Genomic DNA, 22,870 nt, shown 5'->3' with positions numbered 1-22,870 from the left:
GGGGTGGATGAGGAGCCGGACCGGGGGAAGGTCCTGACGCCTGCCCCCGGTCCTTCGTTCATACGAGCGTCAACGCGGCGGTTCCGCGGCCGTCACCTGTCGGTGCGCCAGTTCCGCGAGCCGCGCCTGCCCGTCCTTGCCCGGATGGAACCAGTCCCAGCGGCTCAACTGATCCGCCGAGAAGGGGTACTGGAACACCGCGCCGCCGTCGTAACGGCACAGCGCGTCCTTCGAGCAGACCTCGCGCAGCACCTCGTTGTACTCCACCACCCGCGCCCGCACCTGCTCGCGCCGGGCCTTCGCACCGGAGCCCGCGGACAGCGGATCGGCGAGCATCGACTGGCAGATCCCCAGCTTCCAGATCTGCCGGACCATCGGGCTGTCCTTGCCCTGCTCCCACAGCCGCTGGAGGTCCGGCACGCTAGAGACGTAGACCTGTGAGGCGGGCGAGGCGGCCCGCAGCCCGGCGAGGGCCTGCTCGAAACCGGCCCGGAACTGCGCCACCGGCGTCATCGACGAAGCCGTGGGCCGACAGGCGTCGTTCGAGCCGACCATGACCGTGACCAGGTCGGGCTTGTGTCCGGCGGCCTCGGCCAGCTGTCCCGGCAGGTCCGCCATCCGCGAGCCGGTCACCGCGAAGTTCCAGCTGCGCCCCGAGGCCTCGACGTCCCCGATGAGGCGCGCGGCGAGGGAGCGCACCGCGGGGTCGTTGCCCGTGGCCCAGGAGACCTCCGGGCAGTCGGCCAGCACCGAACAGGCGTCGAAACCACGGGTGATCGAGTCGCCCACCGCCGCGATGGACGCGGGCGCCGTGTTCCAGCGCGGCCCGGCCCGGCCCTCCCGCCCGCCCCCGCCGTCCGACCCGCCCGGGCTGCACCCGGTCATCGCGCCGGCCAGCAGCACGGCCGTCGCGCCCGCGCCCGCGAGTGCGCGGCGCGCGCGGCGGCGTGCGGGGGTGGTGCGCATGGGAAGGTCCCCTCCTCGTCGCCCCGCGTCGTCCGGGGGTCCTGCTGAGTGAAAGCTCTGCGTTTGCGGGCCTCGGAGCGACCGTACGTCACACCACGACCCCTGGCGCACGGTAGCTTTTTCCCGTGGCGTTTCGGCCGCAAGTCCCGTAGCGCAATGTCAAATAATTTCCGTTACATTACATCACGTCACATACTGTCCGTTTTCTGGAGTTTATTCCCGACCTCGTCCCACACTGGAGGTCCCGGTGACGACACGTGGAGTTCTGTACGTGCATTCCGCACCGCGCGCGCTCTGCCCGCACGTGGAATGGGCTGTAGCGGGCGTGCTCGGGGTGCGGGTGAACCTCGACTGGATCCGTCAGCCCGCCTCCCCCGGCACCTGGAGAGCCGAGTTCTCCTGGCAGGCCGAAGCGGGCACCGCCTCGAAGCTCGCCTCCGCGCTGCGCGGCTGGCACCTGCTGCGCTTCGAAGTGACCGCGGAACCCTGCCCGACCGCCGAGGGCGAGCGCTACAGCTCCACCCCGGAACTGGGCATCTTCCACGCCGTCACCGGCATGCACGGCGACATCCTCATCCCGGAGGACCGGCTGCGCGCCGCCCTCGCCAGGTCGGCGCGCGGCGAGACCGACCTGGAGGCGGAGATCGCCAAGCTGCTCGGCAAGCCCTGGGACGACGAACTGGAGCCCTTCCGCTACGCGGGCGAGGGCGCCCCGGTCCGCTGGCTCCACCAGGTGGTCTAGGACGTGAAGAAGGGGCCCCGCCCGGCATTCGCCGGGCGGGGCCCCTTCTTCACGTCCTTACGTCACACGCTGCGGAAGGCGAGCGTCACGTTGTGACCGCCGAAGCCGAAGGAGTTGTTGATCGCGGAGATCGGGCCGTCGGCCGGCAGCTTGCGCGGCTCGCCGCGCACGATGTCCGCGTCGATCTCGTCGTCCAGGTCGTCGATGTTGATCGTCGGCGGGGCCAGCCGGTGGTACAGGGCCAGCACGGTCGCGACGGTCTCGATGCCGCCGGCGCCGCCGAGCAGGTGACCGGTCATCGACTTGGTCGCGGAGATCGCGATGTGGTCGAGGTCGTCGCCCAGAACCTTGCGCAGGGCCTTCAGCTCGGCCGTGTCACCCTGCGGGGTGGACGTGGCGTGCGCGTTGAGGTGGACCAGCTCGGCCGGGTCGAGGCCCGTGTTGTCGAGCAGGTTCTGCACGGCGGCAGCGACACCGCGGCCCGTCGGCTCCGGCTGCGCGATGTGGTGGCTGTCCGCGGACAGGCCCTGGCCCAGCACCTCGCAGTAGACGCGGGCGCCACGCGCGGCGGCGTGCTCCGCGGACTCCAGGATCACCACGCCGGCGCCCTCGCCCAGCACGAAGCCGTCACGGGCCTTGTCGTACGGGCGGGAGGCCGTGGTCGGGCTCTCGTTGTTCTTGGACATCGCCATCATGTTGGCGAACGCGGCGATCGGCAGCGGGTGGATCGCCGCCTCGGTGCCGCCCGCGACGACCACGTCGGCACGGCCGGTACGGATCATCTCGACGGCGTAGCCGATGGCCTCGGCGCCGGAGGCGCAGGCGCTGACCGGAGTGTGCACGCCCGCACGGGCGTTGACCTCCAGGCCGACGTTGGCCGAGGGGCCGTTCGGCATGAGCATCGGGACGGTGTGCGGGGAGACCCGGCGCACACCCTTTTCCTTCAGTACGTCGTACTGGTCGAGCAGGGTCGTCACGCCGCCGATACCGGAGGCGATGACGGTGCCCAGGCGCTCGGGGACGATGGACTCGTCCTCGCCGGCCGGAGCGGTGTAACCCGCGTCGGCCCAGGCCTCGCGGGCCGCGATGACGGCGAACTGCGCCGAGCGGTCCAGCTTGCGGGCCAGGGGGCGGGGCAGGACCTCGCTCGGGTCCACGGCGACCGGGGCGGCGATGCGGACCGGGAGTTCGGCGAAGCGCTCGCCCTCCAGGGGCTTCACGCCGGAACGGCCGGCAAGCAGACCTTCCCAGGTCGAAGCGCTGTCGCCACCCAGCGGAGTGGTTGCGCCGATACCGGTGACGACCACGGTGCGATTGGTCGGGCTCACAGGAATTCTTTCTCCACGTCTCAGGGGGTGCTGAATTGTCACGGCGCCACCGCCGGGTGGCGACAAACGCTCGTCAGGCTCAGGCGGCCTGGTGCTTCAGGATGTAGTCGGCAGCGTCGCCGACCGTCTTGAGGTTCTTGACGTCCTCGTCCGGGATCTTGACGTCGAAGCGCTCTTCGGCGGCGACGACGACCTCGACCATGGACAGCGAGTCGACGTCCAGGTCGTCGGTGAAGGACTTGTCGATCTCGACGTCCTCGACCGGGATGCCCGCGATCTCGTTGACGATCTCCGCGAGACCCTCGACGATCTCTGCCTGCGTGGCGGCCATGTGGCGCTCCTTCTATAGCTACTGAGGTGGAACAGGACCGGGAACGGATCCCGGCCCTAGGGGAGGGTAACGACCGTCGCGGCGTAGACGAGTCCCGCCCCGAAGCCGATGACGAGCGCGGTGTCGCCGCTCTTCGCCGCTCCGGTCGCCAGGAGCCGCTCCATTGCGAGCGGAATCGAGGCGGCCGAGGTGTTGCCGGTGGTCTCCACGTCACGGGCGACCGTCACGTGCTCCGGCAGCTTCAGAGTCTTCACCATCGAGTCGATGATCCGCATGTTTGCCTGGTGCGGAATGAAGACGTCCAGGTCGTCCGCGGTGATCCCGGCGGCGTCGAGCGCCTGCTGGGCCACCTTGGCCATCTCGAAGACGGCCCAGCGGAAGACCGCCTGACCCTCCTGCGTGATGGCCGGGAACTTCTCGCCGCCGTCCTTGCCGAGGTACTCGTCCCACGGCACGGTCTGCTTGATGGTCTCGGACTTGTCGCCCTCCGAACCCCACACCGTGGGGCCGATGGCCGGCTCGTCCGAGGGACCGACGACCACGGCGCCGGCACCGTCGCCGAACAGGAAGGCCGTCGCGCGGTCCTCCAGGTCGGTCAGGTCCGACAGCCGCTCCACACCGATGACGAGCACGTACTCCGCCGAGCCCTCGACGACCATGCCCTTGGCCAGGGTCAGGCCGTAGCCGAACCCGGCGCAGCCGGCGGAGATGTCGAAGGCGGCCGGCTTGACGGCACCGACCCGGTGCGCGATCTCGGTCGCGACGGCCGGGGTCTGCTTGAAGTGCGAGACCGTCGAGACGATCACCGCACCGATCTGCTCGGGCGAGACGCCGGCGTCGGCCAGCGCCTTGCCGGAGGCCTCCACCGACATCGCGGCGACGGTCTCCTCGGGCGAAGCCCAGTGTCGCGTCGCGATGCCGGACCGGGAACGGATCCACTCGTCGGAGGAGTCGATCGTCTCGAGGATGACGTCGTTGGGCACCACACGGGCCGGGCGGTAACCGCCGACACCGAGGATGCGGGCGTACGGGGAGCCCTTGGCCGGCTTGATCTTGGACATGCTGTGTGGGCTCCTTCGCTCAGGCCGACTGCTCGGCGACGAGCGCCGCGGCCTTGTCGAGATCGTCCGGCGTCTTCAGGGCCACGCTCGGAACGCCCTTCAGCGCGCGCTTGGCCAGGCCCGTGAGGGTGCCGCCGGGGCAGAGCTCGATGATTCCTGTGACGCCCAGCTCGCCGAACGTCTCCATGCACAGGTCCCAGCGGACCGGGTTCGCGACCTGGCCGACCAGGCGGGCGACGACGTCGGCACCCGAGGAGACGACGGCGCCGTCCTTGTTGGAGACGTACTTCAGCGCCGGGTCCGCCGGGGAGAGGGCCTTGGCGGCCTCCTCCAGCGTGGCGACCGCCGGGGCCATGTGGTGCGTGTGGAAGGCGCCCGCGACCTTGAGGGCGACGACCTTCATGGAGCCCTCGGGCTTCTCGGCCTCCAGGGCAGCGATCTGCTCCATGGTGCCGGCGGCCACGATCTGGCCCGCTCCGTTGATGTTGGCCGGGGTCAGGCCCAGCTTCTCCAGGTGGGCGACGACCACGTCGCGGTCGCCACCGAGGACCGCTGCCATGCCGGTCTCGGTGACCGCGGCGGCCTCCGCCATGCCGAGGCCGCGCGTCCGTACGAACGACAGCGCGTCGGCCTCGGACAGCACGCCCGCGACCGCGGCGGCGGTGATCTCACCGACGCTGTGACCGGAGACGGCTCCGAAAGCAGCGGTCGAACCCAGGGCGGACGCGGACAGCAGACCCGCGGCGACCAGCAGTGGCTGGGCCACCGCCGTGTCGCGGATTTCGTCGGCGTCAGCCTTCGTGCCGTAGTGGGCAAGGTCCAGCCCGATGGCGTCGGACCACGCGGCAACGCGGTCGGCGGCACCGGGAAGGTCCAGCCAGGGAGTCAGGAAGCCGGGCGTCTGAGCGCCTTGGCCGGGAGCGACGAGTACGAGCACCCTCACACTCTCTCTTGTGGATGGTCCCTGCCGCCCGTGGGGACAGGGACCAAGAACGGTCGGGGTAATTGTTGATGTCCGACAAAAGTCTAGGACTGAGGATCCCCGTCGGCCAGGCGCCCCAGAATCAGGGCGATCCGCAGCGTGAACGCCGAGCGGACATCCGACGGCGACCATCCGGTGACGTCGGTCACACGTCGGAGCCGGTAGCGCACCGTGTTGGGGTGCACGAACAGCATGCGGGCGGCCCCTTCGAGACTGCTCGCCTGCTCCAGGTAGACGCTCAGCGTCTCCAGCAGCGCCGACCCCGCTTCCTCCAGCGGTCTGTAGATCTCCTCCACCAGCTGCTCGCGGGCAGCGGGATCCGAGGCGATGGCGCGTTCCGGCAGGAGATCGTCCGCCAGCACCGGCCGCGGGGCGTCCTGCCACGCCGTGCAGGCCTTCAGCCCGGCCGCCGCGGCCTGCGCCGACTTCGTCGCGTTCAGCAGGTCGGGCACCACCGGGCCGGCCACGACCGGACCCGCCGCGAACGGCCCGATCAGGGACTTCGCGACCTGCAGCGGGTTGTCGCTGCCGCCCGCGATGACGACCAGGCGGTCGCCCAGCACGCCCGTCAGGACCTGGAGCTTGTGGTGGCGGGCCGCACGCCGGATCGCCTCGACCGTCAGCTCGCTGTCCCCCTCGGGCGCGGTGCCGAGCACCACGCACACGTGCTCCGGGGAGTTCCAGCCGAGCGCCGCCGCACGCGACAGCGCACCCTCGTCGGCCTCGCCGGACAGCACCGCGTTGACGACGAGGGACTCCAGCCGGGCGTCCCACGCGCCGCGGGCCTCGGCGGCCTGCGCGTACACCTGGGCCGTCGCGAAGGCGATCTCCCGGGCGTACACCAGCAGCGCCTCGCGCAGGATCGACTCGTCGCCCGGCGCCGCCACCTCCTCGATCGCGGCCTCCATGACCTCGATCGTGGTGCGGACCATCTCCACCGTCTGGCGCAGCGTGATCGCCCGGGTCAGCTCGCGCGGAGCCGTCCCGAAGACGTCGGTCGAGATCGCCTGGGGGGTCTCGGGGTGCCGGAACCACTCCGTGAACGCGGCGATGCCGGCCTGCGCGACCAGGCCGATCCAGGACCGGTTCTCCGGGGGCATCGCCCGGTACCACGGCAGGGTCTCGTCCATGCGCGCGATCGCGTTCGCGGCGAGTCTGCCGGAGGACTTCTCCAGCCGGCGCAGCGTCGCGGCGTGCGGATGGGCGGGAGCCGCGGGATGCGCGGCCTGTGTCGCGGGGGAATGCTCACGTTCGGGTTGGGGCACGTGACAAGACTGCCTTATCGACGGGGCTGCGCGGAGTCCGGTCCCGTGCCCGGCGCCGCCCCGGCGCTACCGTGGCCCCCATGATTGATGTGCGCCGCGGTACGGACCGGTACGAGGGCGGGGACCCGGACGCCGGGATCACCAGCCGCCACGCCTTCTCCTTCGGGTCCTTCTACGACCCGGACAACCTGCGCTTCGGACCCGTCCTGGCCTGCAACGAGGAGACCCTCGCCCCGGGCGCCGGATTCGACGAGCACCCGCACAGCCACACCGAGATCGTCACCTGGGTCGTCGAGGGCGAGCTCACCCACCAGGACAGCACCGGAGAGCAGGGCGTGGTCCGCCCCGGGGACGTCCAGCGGCTCAGCGCGGGTTCAGGGGCGCGGCACGTCGAGCGCAACGACGGCGCGCAGCGACTGCGCTTCGTGCAGATCTGGCTCGCGCCCCTCGCCGCCGGAGGGGAGCCCTCGTACGAGGTGGTCGCGGACATCGACGACGCCACGCCGTACGGGATCCCCGCGGCCGGCGCCGTACTCCACGTCCGGCGGCCGGGCGCGGGGGAGCGGGTCCCCGTACCGGAGGCGGAGCGGGTCTACCTGCACGTGGTCCGCGGGGACCTTCGCCTGGACGGCGCGGAGCTCGGCCCCGGGGACTCGGTGCGGATCACCGGCGAGAAGGGCCTGGAGGTCACCGCGGGTTCCCCGGGGGAGCTGCTGATCCTGGAACTTCCCGCTTAGCGGGACCGCAGTTCGGCCAGGACCGCGTCGGTGAACGGGGTCCACGCCGCGACGGCCCACGGGCCGAAGGCGCGGTCCGTGAGCGCCACGCACGCCGCGCGGGCGTCCGGGTCCACCCACAGGAAGGTGCCCGACTGGCCGAAGTGGCCGAAGGTGCGCGGCGAGGAGGAAGCGCCCGTCCAGTGCGGGGACTTGCCGTCGCGGATCTCCATGCCGAGCCCCCAGTCGTTGGGGGACTGGTGGCCGTACCCCGGCAGGACGCCCTTGAGGCCGGGATGGACGACGGAGGTGGCCTCCGCGACCGTGCGGACGTCGAGGAGCCGGGGCGCCTGCAGCTCGGCGGCGAACCGCAGCAGGTCGGCCACGGTGGAGACGCCGTCCTTGGCGGGGGAGCCCTCCAGGCTGCTGGAGGTCATGCCGAGCGGCTCGAAGACGGCCTGGTGCAGGTACTCGGCGAAGGGGATCCCGGTGGCCTTGGCGATGTGGTCGCCGAGCACCTCGAAACCGGCGTTCGAATACAGCCGGCGGTCCCCGGGCGGGGCCGTCACTCGGTGCTCGTCGAAGGCCAGGCCGCTGGTGTGCGCGAGGAGGTGACGGACCGTCGACCCCTCGGGCCCGGCCGGCTCGTCCAGCTCGACGGCCCCCTCCTCGTACGCGACGAGGGCGGCGTACGCGGTGAGCGGCTTGGTCACCGAGGCCAGCGGGAAGCGGTGGCCGACGGGCCCGTGGGAACCGGCCAGGCTCCCGTCGGCGCGCACGACGGCCGCCGCGGCGGTCTCCACCGGCCAGGTCTCGATGATCCGCAGGCTTTCCATGCTGTTGACGCCCTCCACGCTCTCCATGCCGCCGAGCCTACTTGCTTGGAGTGCACTCAAGGGTTTTAGCGTGGGGGCCATGAGCCAGAGCCTGACGCAGACGCGGTACACGATCAGCGAGGTCGAGGCCCGCACCGGTCTGACCCAGCACACCCTGCGCTGGTACGAGCGGATCGGACTGATGCCGCACGTCGACCGCTCCCATTCGGGGCAGCGCCGCTTCAGCGACCAGGACCTCCACTGGCTGTCCTTCGTGGGCAAGCTGCGCGCCACCGGGATGTCGGTGGCGGACATGGTCCGCTACGCGGAGCTGGTGCGGGAGGGCGACCACACGTTCGACGAGCGGCGCGCGCTGCTGGAACGGACGCGGAGCGAGGTGCGGGCGCGGCTCACGGAGCTGACCGACGCGCTCGCGGTACTGGACTACAAGATCGGCATTTACTCGGGGAAGGCACGGTCATGACGGAGCAGAAGAAGATCGATCAGGTCGAGCTCGGCAAGGGCGGGCCGCTGGTCGGCGTCCAGGGCCTCGGCTGCATGGGCATGAGCGAGCACTACGGGGCCACCGACGAGGCCGCGGCCCGCGAGACGCTGGACGCGGCGCTGGCCGCCGGGGTGACCCTCATCGACACGGCGGACGTCTACGGGCAGGGGAAGAACGAGGAGTTCCTCGCCCCGTTCGTGGCCGCGCACCGCGACGAGATCACCCTCGCCACGAAGTTCGGCATCGAGCGCAACGAGGACCCGGCGTACCGGGGCATCCGCAACGAGCGCACCTACATCCGCCGGGCCGTCGAGGGCAGCCTGCGCCGGCTCGGCACGGACGTCATCGACCTGTACTACATGCACCGGCGCGACCCGGCCGTGCCGCTGTCCGAGTCGGTGGGGGAGATGGCGGAGCTGGTGGCCGAGGGCAAGGTCCGCCGGCTCGGGCTCAGCGAGGTGACCGGCGCGGAGCTGCGGGAGGCCCACGCGATCCACCCGATCGCGGCCCTCCAGTCGGAGTGGTCGCTCTTCAGCCGGGACGTGGAGCGCAGCGCGGTCGGCGCGGCGGCGGAGCTGGGCGTGGCCTTCGTGCCGTACTCGCCGCTGGGGCGGGGCTTCCTGGCGGGGGCGTTCGTGGACGCGGCCGCCGAGCTGTCGGAGGGCGACTTCCGGCTCCGCCAGCCGCGGTTCAGCGGCGACAACGCGAAGGCCAACGCGGCGCTGCTGGCCCCGATCCGGGAGGTGGCGGCCGAGCACGGCGCCACCCCGGCGCAGATCGCCCTGGCGTGGGTGCAGCAGCGGGCGCAGGTGCACGGCCTGACGGTGATCCCGATCCCGGGCACCCGCAAGCCGGCGCGCCTCCGCGAGAACACGGCGGCTGTGGGGATCACCCTGACGGCGGCGGAACTGGCCCTGCTGGAGCCGATCGCCGCGGGCGTCGCGGGGGACCGCTACCCGGACATGACCTTCACCTCGGTGGTCCGCGAGTCCTGACCCCGTTCGGCCGCGGCGCCGCTGCCGGGGGCTGGAAGATCCAGCCTCGCCGGCGTTTGAGGCGCGGGGTCCGGGGGGAGCCCCGGGGAACGGTGGAAGGGCGGGTAGGGGACGGCCCCGCGCAGCGGCTCCGCCTACAAGGGCTCCGTGGTGAAACGATCCCGCAGCGCCGCGTACTCGGCGTCCGTCAGCAGCCCCGCACTGTGGAGCTCGCTCAGGTGGTGGAGCCGCTCGCCGGAGTCCCGCGCGCGGGGCACCGACGACACCGCGGCCCGCCCCCGCACCGCGGCGAGCACGGCCGCCGCGAACGGCAGCGACTCGTGCACCGCCCCGTAGCCCATCCCGAACACGGCCGCCGCCAGGTCGTGGTCCGGCCGGGGATCCCCGGCGGCGTCCCGCAGCAGCAGCCGCAGGTGCCCGCCGGGTCCTTCGGGGGAGCGCCACTCCACGCCCGTGAGCGCGGACAGCGGATAACGCTGGTCGCACGCCTTCCACTTGGTGCTCGTGGCACCCGTACGGGACCAGTGGAAGGTGATCGCGGACCCGTCGAAGCCCACCCGCGCGTCGTACGCCTTCAGCAGCAGCGGCGGCCGCGGCACGCCGACCAGGAACCGCTCGGCCGGCTCCGCCCGGTCCGGACCCAGCCGGGACAGCAGGGCGTCGGCGAAGGCTGCGGCCTGCGGGGCCCGTTCGCCCGGCAGGACCAGCCGGTACGGGTCGCAGACCTCCCGCAGCTGCCCCGCGGCGGCCTCGACCAGCGGATCCGCGCCCGGCCGCGGGACGGCGCGCAGCACCACCGTGTCCCGCTTCCCGGGGGTCAAGGCCACCCCGGACACCGCTTCGAAGGGGATCCGGCGCGGGCCGACGGCGTGAAAGAGCCTTGGCGTTCGCATCCCCCGTGCGAAGCGGATGAGCACCGAGTCCGAGTCGAACTCCCAGACGGCATGGTTTCCGGCCAGTACGTCACCCATGCGGCACATCGTAAAGGGAGGCGCCCCCGTGCGTCCCCCTCGCTGCGGGGCCCGTTTTCCGGTGCTCCGCGTGCGTCAGTCCTGCTCCGCCCCGGAGACTCCGCGTCCGCAGGCGTCTGCCCCGGTCGCGCAGATGATGGAACCGAAAGTGCCGGTTCCGACCTCGGCGAAGTTGTGCAGCGAGTCCGTGCCTGGCGTGAAATAGCCGGTGTGGCTCTTGGCCCCGGCCGAGGACAGGAGCCGCGCACCGAAGTCGGGGGAGACCGGGTCGGCGCCGTGGCCGAGCCCGCCGACCTCCAGGTGCGGGACGTCGGCGATCCAGTCGCCCTGGTCGCGGGTGGCCCAGACCCGGGCGCCGGTGTGGAGTCCGGCGACGTTCTGCGTGCGCATGCCGGGGCTGCCCGCCACCACGATGTCGGTGACCCGGGCGGGGAGTTCGTGCGCGGCGACCCCGCACACCACCGATCCGTAGCTGTGGCAGAACAGGGCCACGCTGGAGTCCCCCGGCAGGGCCCCGGTCAGCGCCTTCAGGCGGACGGCGCCGTCGAAGGCCATGTGGCCGGTGGCCGCGTCCATGCCGACCCCGGTGGGGGCGGTGTAGCCGGCCCAGGCGATGACCGCGGTCCGGCTGTCGGGCGCGGCCGCGCGCTCGGCCTCGTACAGGGACTCGGCCATGCCGACGGGGGCCGTGAAGTGGCGCTGGGTGCGCTCGAAGGTGAGCGCGTCGGTGTCGACGCCGGGGACGATCACCGAGACCCGGCGGGCCCGGTCGAGGTCGCCGAAGACCTCGGCCACCAGGCCGGTGCCGGTCGGGTCGAAGGCGAAGATCTGCCGGCCCGGTTCGGCGAGCGAGGCGAAGCGGTGGGAGCGGCGGACGGCCGTGGCGCGGTCGGCGGGGGTGAGGGCGACGTCGCGGCTGCGCGCGTCCTCGACCTTGGCGGCCTGCAGCAGGCCGAGGAGGTTGGCCCGGTAGCGGGTCGCGGCCGGGGCGCCGTCGAGGTTGCCGACGACGAGGGGGTAGTTCTCGGCCAGGTCGGACCGCTGGGCGGGGTCGAGGCCGGCGAAGAAGTGGGCCACGGTCGGGGCGTCGGCGTCCGCGCGCGGGACCGGGCGGCCGTCGACCCGGGCGCCCGCCCAGGCGGCCAGCGCGGCGGCCCGCAGCGGGGTGCCGCCCTCGGGGCGGTGCACGGCCGTCCAGCCGGTGGTCGCGAGCAGGACGAAGACCACCGCGAGCGCGAGCAGGGCACGCAGGGCGGCAGGGCGCGGGTCGGCGCCGAGGGCGGTGGGGTGGGCGAGGCCGGGCACGTTCACTACGACCAGCGTATGAGACGTCTTCCCGCCAGGAGGCTCCGGGTGACGCGCCTCACGGCCGACCGGGTGCCGGTGTGAAGCACGGTGAGGCCGTTCGGCCCCGGACCGCACGGCCTCGCCGGCAGGCGGCAGTTGATCAGTCCGGGGGATATGTGCGGGAGCGTCAGACCGGTGTGCGCCAAGGGGCCGACAGGGCCGGGCCGATCTGGTCGAGGTAGGTCTCGGTCATCCGGCGGATCGTGGCCACGCTGGTGTCCTCGCCCTGGCCCCAGAGCCGCCCGGTGACCCTCATCACGCCGGTGAAGGCGGCGACGGCCACCCGGGGGCGGGCGTCGGCGTCGACGTCGAGCCCCTCGCGCTCCGCGATCAGCTGCGCGACCCGCTCCTCCAGCTCCGTGGAGCGCCGCAGGTGGACCGCGAGCAGCGCCGGGGTCGATTCGATCATCCGGTAGGTGCGCATGTAGAGGTCGACCGGGACCACCTCCGAGATGGCCTCGTCGAGGGTGTCCCACGCGTCGAGCACCGCCGCCCGCATCGCCTCGAAGGGGCCTTCCGCGGCCGGCCGGGAGCGCAGCGCCGCGACGAAGTGCGACTCGACGAGGTCCTGGACGGCGAAGGCCACCTCCTCCTTGTTCGCGAAGTAGCGGAAGAAGGTGCGCTGGGACACGTCCACGGTGTCGGTGATCTCGTCGACGGTCGTCCGCTCGTACCCCTGGGCGAGGAAGAGCAGCAGAGCGGCGCGCAGCAGGGCGTCCCTGGTGCGCCGCTTCTTGCGCTCGCGCAGTCCGCCGGCGGCTCCGGCGTCGGTCATCACCGCAAGGGGTCCTCTCTGACGCTGAGTGAGGGGTCAGGGTACCTGTGACAGACCTGACAGTGACTGTCTCGTTGACCCGTCTGTGAAGTGTCAGTCGCTGTCACTAGCCTGTCCGCATGACTAGTCAGATCACCCTGGCCAAGGAAGCAGACCCCGCCCCGCCCCGCTCGGGGCTGCGCGGCCACCCCTGGCTGACCCTCTTCGCCGTGGCGATCGGCGTCATGATGGTCACGCTCGACGGCACGATCGTCGCCGTCGCGAACCCCGCGATCCAGCAGGACCTGAGCGCCACGCTCGCCGAGGTGCAGTGGATCACCAACGGCTACCTGCTGGCCCTCGCGGTCTCCCTGATCACCGCGGGCAAGCTCGGCGACCGCTTCGGCCACCGCCAGACCTTCCTCATGGGCATCGCGGGCTTCGGGCTGTCCTCCGCCGCGATCGGCCTGTCCACCGGCGTCGAGCTCGTCATCGGCTTCCGCGTCGCCCAGGGCCTGTTCGGCGCGCTGCTGATGCCCGCCGCGCTCGGCCTGCTGCGCGCCACCTTCCCCGCCGAGAAGCTCAACATGGCCATCGGCATCTGGGGCATGGTCATCGGCGCCTCGACGGCGGCCGGCCCCATCGTCGGCGGCCTGCTCGTCGAGCACGTCAGCTGGCAGTCCGTGTTCTTCATCAACGTGCCCGTCGGGATCGTCGCGCTGCTCTTCGGCCTGTTCATCCTGGTCGACCACCGGGCGGAGAACGCCCCGCGCTCCTTCGACGTCCTCGGCATCCTGCTGCTGTCGGCGGCGATGTTCTCCCTCATCTGGGCCCTGATCAAGGCCGCGGAATGGGGCTGGGGCGACTCCCGGACGCTGCTCTTCCTCGGCGGCTCCGTGCTCGGCTTCTTCCTCTTCACGCTCTGGGAGACCAAGGTCTCCGAGCCGCTGATCCCGCTGGGCATGTTCCGCTCGCTGCCGCTGTCCGCGGGCGCCGTTCTGATGGTGCTGATGGCCTTCGCCTTCATGGGCGGCCTGTTCTTCGTCACCTTCTACCTGCAGAACGTGCACGGGATGAGCCCCGTCGACAGCGGCCTGCACCTGCTCCCGCTGACCGGCATGATGATCATCGGTTCGCCGCTGGCCGGCGCCGCCATCACCAAGGTCGGCCCGCGCATCCCGCTCGTCGCCGGCATGGTCGCCACCGCGGCCGCCTGCTTCGGGATGGCGCGCCTCACCCCGGAGACCGGCACGCTCACGATGTCGCTCTGGTTCGCCCTGCTCGGCCTCGGCCTCGCGCCCGTCATGGTCGGAGCCACCGAGGTCATCGTCGGCAACGCCCCGCTGGAGCTGTCCGGAGTGGCCGGCGGGCTCCAGCAGGCCGCCATGCAGGTCGGCGGAAGCCTCGGCACAGCCGTCCTCGGCGCGGTCATGGCCAGCACCGTCGGCAACTCGTTCGGGGACAACTGGCGGGCCGCGGAGCTGCCCCCGCTCACCCCGGAGCAGACCGGACTCGCCGAGAAGGGGGTCCAGGTCGGCATGGCCCCGGTGCCCCAGGGAGTCCCGGCCGAGATCGCCCAGAAGATCACCGACGTCGCCCACCGGACGTTCGTGGACGGCATGGGCACCGCCTTCACCGTCGCCGGCGTCGTCGCGGTCCTCGCCGCCGTCGTCGCCTGCTTCACCAAGCGCGGCGAGAACGCCGCCCAGGGGGCGGGCGCGGCCCACATCTGAGCCGCCGTCCCCGGCCGTCTCCCCGACCCCGGAGGCGTCAACTCCGCATGCACGACAGCCCCGCCGGACGGTTCCGGCGGGGCTGTCGCCTATCCGGGTGGAGCTGCCGGAGCCCCCTTCCGCCCGCCCGTCCCCGCAGGTCAGCGTGGGTAGCGGCGAAGCCCCGGAGACGGTCCGGGTGCCGCCCGTCATCAAGGAGTTGACCCGTCATGCGTACGTGGAACACCGCTTTCGCCGTCCTCGCCCTGACCCTGACCGCCCTGATCCCCAGCACAGCCGGCCCCGCGCACGCGGCCGGCCCGCCGACGCTGAGCGGCTGCGCCACCGGCCAGCTGTGCCTGTGGGGGAAGGCCGAGTTCAAGGGCAAGCGGCAGACCTTCGAGCTGAGCGGCATCGACATCGAGAGCTGCACCGCCCTGCCCGCCGGGACCAGCGCGCAGTCCCTCGCCAACCGCACCGGCCGCCCCGTCACCACCTACCAGTCGGCCGAATGCGGGGAGACCGGCGAGTTCCAGACCTACTCCGGCGACGGGGTCTGGCTGCCCCAGTCGCCCTACCAGGTACGGGCCTTCAAGGTGTGGGAGCACTAGGAGCGGGCTCGCGCGGCGCCGGGGCACCCGGCTGGCCGGCCTCCCCGCCGCCCAGCCGGGCGACCTCGGCGCGCAGCGCCCGTACCTCCGCCTGGAGTTCCCGGAGGGCGACCAGCTGGAGCCGCTCCACCTGGTCGTCCCGCTCGAAACGGGCGATGAACCAGGCCGCGATGTTCGCGGTAACCACACCGAGCAGGGCGATCCCCGACAGCATCAGCCCGACGGCCAGCACCCGGCCCATGCCCGTCGTGGGGGAGTGGTCCCCGTACCCGACGGTCGTCATCGTGGTGAAGGACCACCACACCGCGTCGCCCAGGTTCTTGATGTTCCCGTCGGGCGCGTCCCGCTCCACGCTCAGCACCGCCAGGGAGCCGAACATCAGCAGCCCCACCACGGCCCCGGCCACGTACGTCGTCAGCCGGATCTGCGGAGCCATCCGGGCCCGCCGCCCCACCAGCATCAGGGTGGCGACCAGCCGGAGCAGCCGCAGCGGCTGGACCAGCGGCAGCACCACGGCCGCCAGATCCAGCCAGTGGGTCCGGACGAACTGCTTCCGGGCCGGGGCCAGGATCAGGCGTACGAGGTAGTCCAGGGCGAAGGCCCCCCACACCGCCCACTCCGCGTGGGTGCAGGCCCGGTGCACCGCCGGATCTGCGTCCGGCGCCACGATGGGCACGGCGTACGCGACGGCGAAGGCCAGCGCGAGGACCAGCAGCGGGGTCTGCGTCCACCGCTCCCAGCGCGCCTGACGTGAGGGTTCCTTCATGCGAAGCATCGTAAAGAACACGTAAGGGGTGCTGGGACAAGTGTCCCGGCACCCCCACGTAAGGGTGAAAGCTACGCGTCGCCGCCGGCCGCGCCCGGGTCCGCCGCCGCCACGTCCAGCAGCTGGTAGCGGTCCACCGCCTGCTTCAGCACCGAGCGGTCGATCTTCCCGTCCCGGGCGAGCTCGGTGAGCGTCGCCAGGACCACCGACTGCGCGTCGATGTGGAAGAAGCGCCGCGCCGCACCGCGCGTGTCCGCGAAGCCGAAGCCGTCCGCGCCCAGCGAGGTGTACGTGCCGGGCACCCAGCGCGAGATCTGGTCCGGGACCGACCGCATCCAGTCGGAGACCGCCACGAACGGACCCTCCGCACCCGACAGCTTCCGCGTCACGTACGGGACGCGCTGCTCCTCCTCCGGGTGGAGCAGGTTGTGCTCCTCCACCTCGACGGCCTCGCGGCGCAGCTCGTTCCAGGAGGTCGCCGACCAGACGTCCGCCCGGACGTTCCAGTCCTCGGCCAGCAGCCGCTGCGCCTCCAGGGCCCACGGCACGGCCACGCCCGAGGCCAGGATCTGCGCCCCGATCGCGCCCGCCGTCCCCGTCGACACCTTGTGGATGCCCTTGAGGATGCCGTCCACGTCCACGTCCGCCGGCTCCGCCGGGTGCTGGATCGGCTCGTTGTAGACGGTCAGGTAGTAGAAGACGTCCTCCGCCTCGGGCCCGTACATGCGCCGCAGACCGTCCTGCACGATGTGCGCGATCTCGTAGCCGTAGGCCGGGTCATAGGCGACACAGCCCGGGTTCGTCGAGGCCAGCAGCTGGGAGTGACCGTCCGCGTGCTGGAGGCCCTCACCCGTCAGGGTGGTCCGGCCCGCGGTCGCGCCCAGCACGAAACCGCGCGCCAGCTGGTCGGCCATCTGCCAGAACTGGTCACCCGTGCGCTGGAAACCGAACATCGAGTAGAAGACGTAGACCGGGATCAGCGGCTCCCCGTGCGTCGCGTACGCCGAACCCGCGGCGATCAGCGAGGCCGTGCAGCCCGCCTCCGAGATGCCGTCGTGCAGCATCTGGCCGGTCGGGGACTCCTTGTACGCGAGCAGCAGGTCGCGGTCGACCGCCTCGTACTGCTGGCCCAGCGGGTTGTAGATCTTGGCGCTCGGGAAGAAGGCGTCCATGCCGAAGGTGCGGTACTCGTCCGGCGCGATCAGCACGAAGCGCTTGCCGATCTCCTTGTCCCGCATCAGGTCCTTCAGGATGCGGACGAAGGCCATCGTGGTGGCGATCGACTGCTGGCCCGAGCCCTTCTTGGCGGCCGCGTACGTCGTGTCGTCCGGCAGCTGCAGCGGCTTGGCGCGCACCACGCGGGTCGGCACGTAGCCGCCGTGGGCGCTGCGCTGGTCGTGCATGTACTGGATCTCGGGCGAGTTGCGGCCCGGGTGGTAGTACGGCGGGGCGCCGCTCTCCAACTGCTGGTCGGTGATCGGGATGTGCAGGCGGTCGCGGAAGCGCTTGAGGTCGTCGACCGTCAGCTTCTTCATCTGGTGCGTCGCGTTGCGGCCCTCGAAGTTCGGGCCGAGCGTCCAGCCCTTGACCGTCTGCGCCAGGATCACCGTCGGCTGGCCCTTGTGGGCCTTGGCCGCCGCGTAGGCCGCGTAGACCTTCTTGTGGTCGTGGCCGCCGCGTCCCAGGTGCTGGATCTGGTAGTCGGTCATGTTCTCGACCATCGCGCGCAGCCGCTGGTCACCGCCGAAGAAGTGCTCACGGATGTACGCACCCGATTCGGTGGCGTACGTCTGGAACTGCCCGTCCGGGGTGGAGTTCATCTTGTTGACCAGGATGCCGTCGCGGTCCTGGGCCAGCAGCGGGTCCCAGGAGCGGTCCCAGATCAGCTTGATGACGTTCCAGCCGGCGCCGCGGAACTGCGACTCCAGCTCCTGGATGATCTTGCCGTTGCCGCGGACCGGGCCGTCGAGGCGCTGCAGGTTGCAGTTCACGACGAAGGTCAGGTTGTCCAGGCCCTCGCGGGCGGCGATCGACAGCTGGCCGAGCGACTCCGGCTCGTCCATCTCGCCGTCGCCGAGATACGCCCAAACGTGGGACTTGGAGGTGTCCGCGATCCCGCGCGCCTCCATGTACCGGTTCATCCGGGCCTGGTAGATCGCACCGAGCGGGCCGAGGCCCATCGAAACGGTCGGGAACTCCCAGAAGTCCGGCATCAGCCGCGGGTGCGGGTAGCTCGAAAGGCCGTAGGGAGCCTTCGACTTCTCCTGCCGGAACGCGTCGAGCTGCTGCTCGGTGAGCCGGTCCAGGAGGTAGGCGCGGGCGTAGATGCCGGGGGAGGCGTGGCCCTGGAAGAAGATCTGGTCGCCGCCGTCGCCCTCGTCCTTGCCCCGGAAGAAGTGGTTGAAGCCCACGTCGTAGAGGGAGGCGGAGGAGGCGAACGTGGCGATGTGGCCGCCGACGCCGATGCCCGGACGCTGGGCGCGGGAGACCATGACGGCCGCGTTCCAGCGGGTGGCGTTCAGGACCTTGCGCTCGATCTCCTCGTTGCCGGGGAAGAACGGCTCGTCCTTGGTGGCGATCGTGTTGACGTAGTCCGTGCTGCGCATCTCGGGCACGGCCACGCGCTTCTCGCGGGCCCGCTCGATCAGCCGCAGCATGAGGTAGCGGGCGCGTTCACGGCCCCGTTCGTCGACCGCTGCGTCCAGGGAGTCGAGCCACTCCTTCGTCTCCTCCGGATCGAAGTCCGGGACCTGACTCGGGAGGCCGCCAATGATGATCGGATTGCGATCGGATGCGGAAGCCACGCTGTTCCTTCGCTGTCGGGGGAAGTCGTGCTGTAGGCCGTAACTGGGTTCGCCGCCTCCCATGGTCTTACTCTCGGCCGAGATCGTCATCTGTACCACCGGGTAACCCCTGGCGTCGGCAGGAAACGTAGGGGGTGGCCGGCGGCGGGACCGGCGGCGGGACCGGACAGATCGCAACCTTACGCCCAAGCCGGACAGCGCATTCGCAAGGCCGTTCGTCCCTCAAACAGGTAGGAAAGTCCTCAAGCGATGCCGAATGAGCTGGAATGGTGTGGGATGAATCACGAGAGGTCCGTGCGGGAAGGCTGAAAGTTGCGGCGAGACGGCCGCAATCGTCACCGTTTCGACGGTCTCGGCGGCCGGGTACTTGCGCGATCCGCCGCTCCCGTGTGGACTACGCCCAATGCTGCGCGTACGCGCGCCGCCGAAGAACATTCACCGAACATGAGCAGGAGGCACCCCGTGAGCGCGACCGCGGACCACGCGGAGAGCCTGGCCGCCCGGCTGGGTTTCCAGTCCGAACAGGTGGTCCAGGAGATCGGCTACGACGACGACGTCGATCAGGAATTCCGTGACGGCGTCGAGAAGCTCGTCAGCGAGCTCGCCGACGAGGACTACGACGACGTCGCCGACGCGGTGCTGTTGTGGTTCCGCGACGAGGATGGCGATCTGACGGACGCCCTGGTCGATGCGACCGAGCTGGTCGAGGACGGCGCACTGATCCTGCTGCTGACCCCCAAGACGGGCCGTGACGGCTACGTCGAGGCCAGCGACATCAGCGAGGCCGCCGAGACGGCCGGCCTCTCGCTTGCCAAGGGCCTGCCCGTCGGCAAGGAGTGGACCTCTACCAAGCTGGTGACGCCGAAGGCCGCCAAGGCCAAGCGCTGAGCCGCACCCGCAGCCGAGCGGAGACGCACCCACACCCCGCCGACCAGGTGACCCCCGGTCGGCGGGGTGTGTGCGTTCCCGGCTCTTGGGGCCCCAGGGCTAGGGTCTGTCGTCAACCTCCCGTCTGCCCTGCGGGCGACGAGGGGAGTTTGACGACAGACCCTAGGCTTTGACTCACCCGAACAGCCCAACGCAGGGATGCGGGAACGAAGGGATGCGAGAGATGGCGATCGAGGTCGGCGACAAGGCCCCGGACTTCGAGCTCAAGGACAACCACGGCGCGACGGTGCGGCTCGCCGACTTCCGGGGAGAGAAGGCCGTGGTGCTGCTCTTCTACCCGTTCGCCTTCACCGGCGTCTGCACGGGTGAGCTGTGCGAGCTGCGCGACCAGCTCCCCCGCTTCCAGAACGACGACGTGCAGCTCCTCGCGGTCTCCAACGACTCCGTGCCCACCCTGCGGGTCTTCGGCGAGCAGGAGGGCTTCGACTACCCGCTGCTGTCGGACTTCTGGCCGCACGGCGAGACCTCCCGCGCCTACGGAGTCTTCGACGAGGAGAAGGGCTGCGCGGTCCGCGGCACCTTCATCATCGACAAGGACGGCGTCGTGCGCTGGACCGTGGTCAACGGGCTGCCCGACGCCCGGGACCTGAACGAGTACATCAAGGCGCTCGACAGCCTCTAAAAACCCCCTGTGGGGCGGGAACCCGTCACTAGGATCGAAACGTTGATCCGATTGCAACCGCACGACGGGGCACCGCCCCACACAGAACCCAATGGAGGACCAGTGGGAGTCAGCCTCAGCAAGGGCGGCAACGTCTCGCTGACCAAGGCCGCGCCTAACCTGACGGCGGTCATCGTCGGTCTGGGCTGGGACGCTCGCACCACCACCGGCGTCGACTTCGACCTCGACGCGAGCGCGATCCTGACCAACGACCAGGGCAAGGTCGCCACCGACGCGAACTTCGTCTTCTTCAACAACCTGAAGAGCCCCGACGGCTCGGTCGAGCACACCGGCGACAACACCACCGGTGAGGGCGAGGGCGACGACGAGGCGATCAAGGTGAACCTCGCCGGCGTCCCGGGCGATGTCGCGAAGATCGTCTTCCCCGTCTCGATCTACGAGGCCGAGGCCCGCCAGCAGAGCTTCGGCCAGGTCCGCAACGCGTACATCCGCGTCGTGAACCAGGCCGACAACACCGAGCTCGCCCGCTACGACCTCTCCGAGGACGCCTCGACCGAGACCGCCATGGTCTTCGGCGAGCTGTACCGCAACGGTGCGGAGTGGAAGTTCCGCGCCATCGGCCAGGGTTACGCCTCGGGCCTGCGCGGCATCGCGCAGGACTTCGGCGTCAACGTCTGAGCCTTCGAGCAGTCCAACCGTCCGGCGCCGTGCACTGTGTGTACGGCGCCGGACCGGCTTTACCGCCGCCGGGGCACGCGCTGCCACGGGGGCACCCGAAGCCGGCGCACCACCGCGCGGCACCATTGCCACCGCACCGCCGCGGCACCACCGTCACCGCACCACCGCAGCCACACCGTCGTCCGGGGAGGACCACAACATGGGCGTCACACTCGCCAAGGGGGGCAATGTCTCCCTCTCCAAGGCCGCACCGAACCTCACCCGGGTTCTGATCGGCCTCGGTTGGGACGCGCGCTCCACCACGGGAGCCGACTTCGACCTCGACGCCAGCGCGCTGCTGTGCAACAGCGGCCGCGTGCTCGGGGACGAGTACTTCGTCTTCTACAACAACCTCAAGAGCCCCGACGGCTCGGTCGAACACACCGGGGACAACCTCACCGGCGAGGGTGAAGGCGACGACGAGTCGATCATCATCGACCTCACCAAGGTGCCGGAGATGGTGGACAAGATCGTCTTCCCGGTCTCCATCCACGAAGCGGACGTCCGCCGGCAGAGCTTCGGCCAGGTCAGCAATGCCTTCATCCGCGTGGTGAACCAGGCGGACGGCCAGGAACTGGCCCGCTACGACCTCTCCGAGGACGCCTCCAGCGAGACCGCGATGATCTTCGGCGAGGTCTACCGCTACGGGGGTGAATGGAAGTTCCGGGCGGTAGGGCAGGGGTACGCGTCGGGCCTCCGGGGCATCGCTCTAGACTTCGGGGTCAACGTTTCGTAAAGCCGTACAAGACGATGGGGTGCCAGTGGTTCTGAAAACCTTCGGCTGGTCGTTCGCAGTCACTGCGCTCGGTCTGGCCGCAGCGGTGTTCTACGGGGGGTGGACCGCTTTCGGGATCGTCGCGATCCTGACCATCCTGGAGATCTCGCTGTCCTTCGACAACGCGGTGGTCAACGCCGGAATCCTGAAGAAGATGAACGCCTTCTGGCAGAAGATCTTCCTCACGGTCGGCGTGCTCATCGCGGTCTTCGGTATGCGACTGGTGTTCCCCGTCGTCATCGTTGCGATCAGCGCAAAGATCGGGCCCATCGAGGCCGTTCAGCTGGCGCTGAACGACAAGGAGCAGTACCAGCAGCTCGTCACGGACGCCCACCCGTCCATCGCCGCCTTCGGCGGCATGTTCCTGCTGATGATCTTCCTCGACTTCATCTTCGAGGAGCGTGAGATCCAGTGGCTCGCCTGGCTGGAGCGCCCGCTCGCCAAGCTCGGCAAGATCGACATGCTGTCCGCGTGCGTCGCGCTGATCGTCCTGGTCATCGCCTCGATGACCGTCGCCACCCAGGCCCACCAGCACGGCGGCGTCCACGTGGACAAGGCGCAGACCGTCCTGATCTCCGGCGTCCTCGGCCTGATCACCTACATGATCGTCGGCGGCCTCTCCGGCTACTTCGAGAACAGGCTCGAGGAAGAGGAGGAGGCCGAGCACGAGGCCGAGGAGGAGGCGAAGAAGAGCGGCAAGCCCGTCACGGCCGTCGCCATGGCCGGCAAGGCCGCCTTCTTCATGTTCCTGTACCTCGAAGTCCTCGACGCCTCCTTCTCCTTCGACGGGGTCATCGGCGCCTTCGCCATCACCAACGACATCGTGCTCATGGCCCTCGGCCTCGGCATCGGTGCCATGTACGTCCGCTCGCTGACGGTCTACCTGGTCCGCCAGGGCACCCTCGACGAGTACGTCTACCTGGAGCACGGCGCGCACTACGCCATCGGCGCGCTCGCCGTCCTCCTGCTCGTCACCATCCAGTACGAGATCAACGAGGTCATCACCGGCCTCATCGGCGTGGTGCTGATCGCCTGGTCCTTCTGGTCCTCGGTGCGGCGCAACAAGAAGCTCGAGCTGGAACCGGAGGGTTCCGCCGCGGAGGCATGACCGGCGCGGTAATGCGGAACGCTCCATGT

23 protein-coding genes are annotated in these 22,870 nt (G+C 70.7%); 11 read left to right on the top strand and 12 right to left on the bottom strand.

All coding sequences use genetic code 11. The features are described from left to right. Positions 1-69: 69 nt before the first annotated feature. The gene (locus tag ACIGFK_RS37615) at positions 70-966 is read right to left on the bottom strand and encodes an SGNH/GDSL hydrolase family protein (protein ID WP_400055471.1); all 897 of its coding nucleotides are present in this window, start codon (positions 964-966) and stop codon (positions 70-72) included. 247 nt (positions 967-1,213) lie between these two features. Here ACIGFK_RS37615 and ACIGFK_RS37610 point away from each other — a divergent pair, with 247 nt between their 5' ends. After that, complete coding sequence (locus ACIGFK_RS37610) at positions 1,214-1,708, top strand: DUF3145 domain-containing protein (protein ID WP_030160508.1); 495 nt, start codon at positions 1,214-1,216, stop codon at positions 1,706-1,708. Positions 1,709-1,770: 62 nt separating this feature from the next. Here ACIGFK_RS37610 and fabF read toward each other — a convergent pair whose 3' ends face one another. The 5 genes from fabF to ACIGFK_RS37585 form a co-directional block, all read right to left on the bottom strand. Next, on the bottom strand, positions 1,771-3,036 hold the full coding sequence (gene fabF, locus ACIGFK_RS37605) for a beta-ketoacyl-ACP synthase II (RefSeq protein ID WP_376660494.1): 1,266 nt from the start codon (positions 3,034-3,036) through the stop codon (positions 1,771-1,773). Between the two features lie 79 nt (positions 3,037-3,115). Then, entirely contained in the window at positions 3,116-3,367 is a 252-nt protein-coding gene (locus tag ACIGFK_RS37600; protein WP_386472500.1) for an acyl carrier protein, read from the bottom strand. A gap of 56 nt (positions 3,368-3,423) precedes the next feature. Further along, positions 3,424-4,428 (bottom strand): ketoacyl-ACP synthase III, encoded by a 1,005-nt coding sequence (locus ACIGFK_RS37595; RefSeq protein ID WP_376660492.1) that lies wholly within the window; start codon positions 4,426-4,428, stop codon positions 3,424-3,426. Positions 4,429-4,447: 19 nt separating this feature from the next. Next, a complete protein-coding gene (locus tag ACIGFK_RS37590) occupies positions 4,448-5,365 on the bottom strand; it encodes an ACP S-malonyltransferase (protein WP_376660491.1) in 918 nt (305 codons plus the stop codon). 89 nt (positions 5,366-5,454) lie between these two features. Then, the gene (locus tag ACIGFK_RS37585) at positions 5,455-6,675 is read right to left on the bottom strand and encodes a PucR family transcriptional regulator (RefSeq protein WP_376660490.1); all 1,221 of its coding nucleotides are present in this window, start codon (positions 6,673-6,675) and stop codon (positions 5,455-5,457) included. Positions 6,676-6,755: 80 nt separating this feature from the next. Here ACIGFK_RS37585 and ACIGFK_RS37580 point away from each other — a divergent pair, with 80 nt between their 5' ends. After that, positions 6,756-7,412, top strand: coding sequence for a pirin family protein (locus tag ACIGFK_RS37580; protein WP_376660489.1), 657 nt, complete (start codon positions 6,756-6,758; stop codon positions 7,410-7,412). On the opposite strand, the gene ACIGFK_RS37575 is transcribed toward ACIGFK_RS37580, so the two are convergent. After that, positions 7,409-8,227 carry a serine hydrolase domain-containing protein gene (locus ACIGFK_RS37575; RefSeq protein WP_376660495.1) on the bottom strand — a complete coding sequence of 273 codons (819 nt, stop codon included), beginning with the start codon at positions 8,225-8,227 and terminating at the stop codon, positions 7,409-7,411. The genes ACIGFK_RS37580 and ACIGFK_RS37575 overlap by 4 nt on opposite strands. Positions 8,228-8,306: 79 nt before the next feature. Here ACIGFK_RS37575 and ACIGFK_RS37570 point away from each other — a divergent pair, with 79 nt between their 5' ends. Further along, a complete protein-coding gene (locus tag ACIGFK_RS37570) occupies positions 8,307-8,690 on the top strand; it encodes a MerR family transcriptional regulator (protein WP_376660488.1) in 384 nt (127 codons plus the stop codon). Beyond that, positions 8,687-9,706: an aldo/keto reductase gene (locus tag ACIGFK_RS37565; protein WP_400055467.1), complete on the top strand. Its 1,020-nt coding sequence runs from the start codon at positions 8,687-8,689 to the stop codon at positions 9,704-9,706. The genes ACIGFK_RS37570 and ACIGFK_RS37565 overlap by 4 nt, the downstream gene beginning before the upstream one ends. A gap of 134 nt (positions 9,707-9,840) precedes the next feature. On the opposite strand, the gene ACIGFK_RS37560 is transcribed toward ACIGFK_RS37565, so the two are convergent. The 3 genes from ACIGFK_RS37560 to ACIGFK_RS37550 form a co-directional block, all read right to left on the bottom strand. Next, positions 9,841-10,677 (bottom strand): DUF4429 domain-containing protein, encoded by an 837-nt coding sequence (locus tag ACIGFK_RS37560; RefSeq protein WP_386472507.1) that lies wholly within the window; start codon positions 10,675-10,677, stop codon positions 9,841-9,843. A gap of 75 nt (positions 10,678-10,752) precedes the next feature. Continuing rightward, positions 10,753-11,988, bottom strand: coding sequence for an alpha/beta hydrolase (locus ACIGFK_RS37555; protein WP_400055465.1), 1,236 nt, complete (start codon positions 11,986-11,988; stop codon positions 10,753-10,755). A gap of 163 nt (positions 11,989-12,151) precedes the next feature. Further along, on the bottom strand, positions 12,152-12,799 hold the full coding sequence (locus tag ACIGFK_RS37550; protein ID WP_400055463.1) for a TetR/AcrR family transcriptional regulator: 648 nt from the start codon (positions 12,797-12,799) through the stop codon (positions 12,152-12,154). A 119-nt stretch (positions 12,800-12,918) separates the two neighbouring features. Here ACIGFK_RS37550 and ACIGFK_RS37545 point away from each other — a divergent pair, with 119 nt between their 5' ends. Then, positions 12,919-14,511 (top strand): MFS transporter, encoded by a 1,593-nt coding sequence (locus ACIGFK_RS37545; protein WP_386472515.1) that lies wholly within the window; start codon positions 12,919-12,921, stop codon positions 14,509-14,511. Between the two features lie 209 nt (positions 14,512-14,720). Then, complete coding sequence (locus ACIGFK_RS37540; protein WP_386472518.1) at positions 14,721-15,101, top strand: peptidase inhibitor family I36 protein; 381 nt, start codon at positions 14,721-14,723, stop codon at positions 15,099-15,101. Here ACIGFK_RS37540 and ACIGFK_RS37535 read toward each other — a convergent pair. Both ACIGFK_RS37535 and aceE read right to left on the bottom strand, forming a co-directional pair. Beyond that, on the bottom strand, positions 15,082-15,867 hold the full coding sequence (locus tag ACIGFK_RS37535) for a potassium channel family protein (RefSeq protein WP_386472521.1): 786 nt from the start codon (positions 15,865-15,867) through the stop codon (positions 15,082-15,084). The genes ACIGFK_RS37540 and ACIGFK_RS37535 overlap by 20 nt on opposite strands. Positions 15,868-15,938: 71 nt before the next feature. Then, a complete protein-coding gene (gene aceE, locus ACIGFK_RS37530; protein ID WP_376660480.1) occupies positions 15,939-18,671 on the bottom strand; it encodes a pyruvate dehydrogenase (acetyl-transferring), homodimeric type in 2,733 nt (910 codons plus the stop codon). Positions 18,672-19,133: 462 nt separating this feature from the next. On the opposite strand from aceE, the gene ACIGFK_RS37525 reads away from it, so the two are divergent. The 5 genes from ACIGFK_RS37525 (at position 19,134) to ACIGFK_RS37505 (ending at position 22,841) form a co-directional block, all read left to right on the top strand. Continuing rightward, positions 19,134-19,559: a DUF3052 domain-containing protein gene (locus ACIGFK_RS37525; RefSeq protein WP_371678684.1), complete on the top strand. Its 426-nt coding sequence runs from the start codon at positions 19,134-19,136 to the stop codon at positions 19,557-19,559. Between the two features lie 223 nt (positions 19,560-19,782). After that, the gene (locus ACIGFK_RS37520; protein WP_400055461.1) at positions 19,783-20,241 is read left to right on the top strand and encodes a peroxiredoxin; all 459 of its coding nucleotides are present in this window, start codon (positions 19,783-19,785) and stop codon (positions 20,239-20,241) included. 102 nt (positions 20,242-20,343) lie between these two features. Next, positions 20,344-20,919, top strand: a complete 576-nt coding sequence (locus ACIGFK_RS37515; protein WP_376659784.1) for a TerD family protein — start codon at positions 20,344-20,346, stop codon at positions 20,917-20,919. Between the two features lie 199 nt (positions 20,920-21,118). After that, positions 21,119-21,694 (top strand): TerD family protein, encoded by a 576-nt coding sequence (locus ACIGFK_RS37510; RefSeq protein WP_376659783.1) that lies wholly within the window; start codon positions 21,119-21,121, stop codon positions 21,692-21,694. A 25-nt stretch (positions 21,695-21,719) separates the two neighbouring features. Continuing rightward, positions 21,720-22,841 (top strand): DUF475 domain-containing protein, encoded by a 1,122-nt coding sequence (locus tag ACIGFK_RS37505; protein ID WP_376659782.1) that lies wholly within the window; start codon positions 21,720-21,722, stop codon positions 22,839-22,841. Positions 22,842-22,870: the final 29 nt, after the last annotated feature.

The organism is Streptomyces sp. NPDC085524, from assembly GCF_044541755.1.
GTDB lineage: Bacteria > Actinomycetota > Actinomycetes > Streptomycetales > Streptomycetaceae > Streptomyces.
Note: the sequence above shows the minus strand (reverse complement) of the source record. Positions and strands in the feature narration are given on the sequence as shown.

Coding starts and splice junctions, on each gene's coding strand:
- ACIGFK_RS37595 (WP_376660492.1), bottom strand. CDS start 4,428: ATGTCCAAGATCAAGCCGGCCAAGGGCTCCCCGTACGCCCGCATCCTC.
- ACIGFK_RS37520 (WP_400055461.1), top strand. CDS start 19,783: ATGGCGATCGAGGTCGGCGACAAGGCCCCGGACTTCGAGCTCAAGGAC.
- ACIGFK_RS37550 (WP_400055463.1), bottom strand. CDS start 12,799: ATGACCGACGCCGGAGCCGCCGGCGGACTGCGCGAGCGCAAGAAGCGG.
- ACIGFK_RS37540 (WP_386472518.1), top strand. CDS start 14,721: ATGCGTACGTGGAACACCGCTTTCGCCGTCCTCGCCCTGACCCTGACC.
- ACIGFK_RS37535 (WP_386472521.1), bottom strand. CDS start 15,867: ATGAAGGAACCCTCACGTCAGGCGCGCTGGGAGCGGTGGACGCAGACC.
- ACIGFK_RS37600 (WP_386472500.1), bottom strand. CDS start 3,367: ATGGCCGCCACGCAGGCAGAGATCGTCGAGGGTCTCGCGGAGATCGTC.
- ACIGFK_RS37510 (WP_376659783.1), top strand. CDS start 21,119: ATGGGCGTCACACTCGCCAAGGGGGGCAATGTCTCCCTCTCCAAGGCC.
- ACIGFK_RS37575 (WP_376660495.1), bottom strand. CDS start 8,227: ATGGAAAGCCTGCGGATCATCGAGACCTGGCCGGTGGAGACCGCCGCG.
- ACIGFK_RS37580 (WP_376660489.1), top strand. CDS start 6,756: ATGATTGATGTGCGCCGCGGTACGGACCGGTACGAGGGCGGGGACCCG.
- ACIGFK_RS37570 (WP_376660488.1), top strand. CDS start 8,307: ATGAGCCAGAGCCTGACGCAGACGCGGTACACGATCAGCGAGGTCGAG.
- ACIGFK_RS37565 (WP_400055467.1), top strand. CDS start 8,687: ATGACGGAGCAGAAGAAGATCGATCAGGTCGAGCTCGGCAAGGGCGGG.
- ACIGFK_RS37615 (WP_400055471.1), bottom strand. CDS start 966: ATGCGCACCACCCCCGCACGCCGCCGCGCGCGCCGCGCACTCGCGGGC.
- ACIGFK_RS37560 (WP_386472507.1), bottom strand. CDS start 10,677: ATGGGTGACGTACTGGCCGGAAACCATGCCGTCTGGGAGTTCGACTCG.
- ACIGFK_RS37545 (WP_386472515.1), top strand. CDS start 12,919: ATGACTAGTCAGATCACCCTGGCCAAGGAAGCAGACCCCGCCCCGCCC.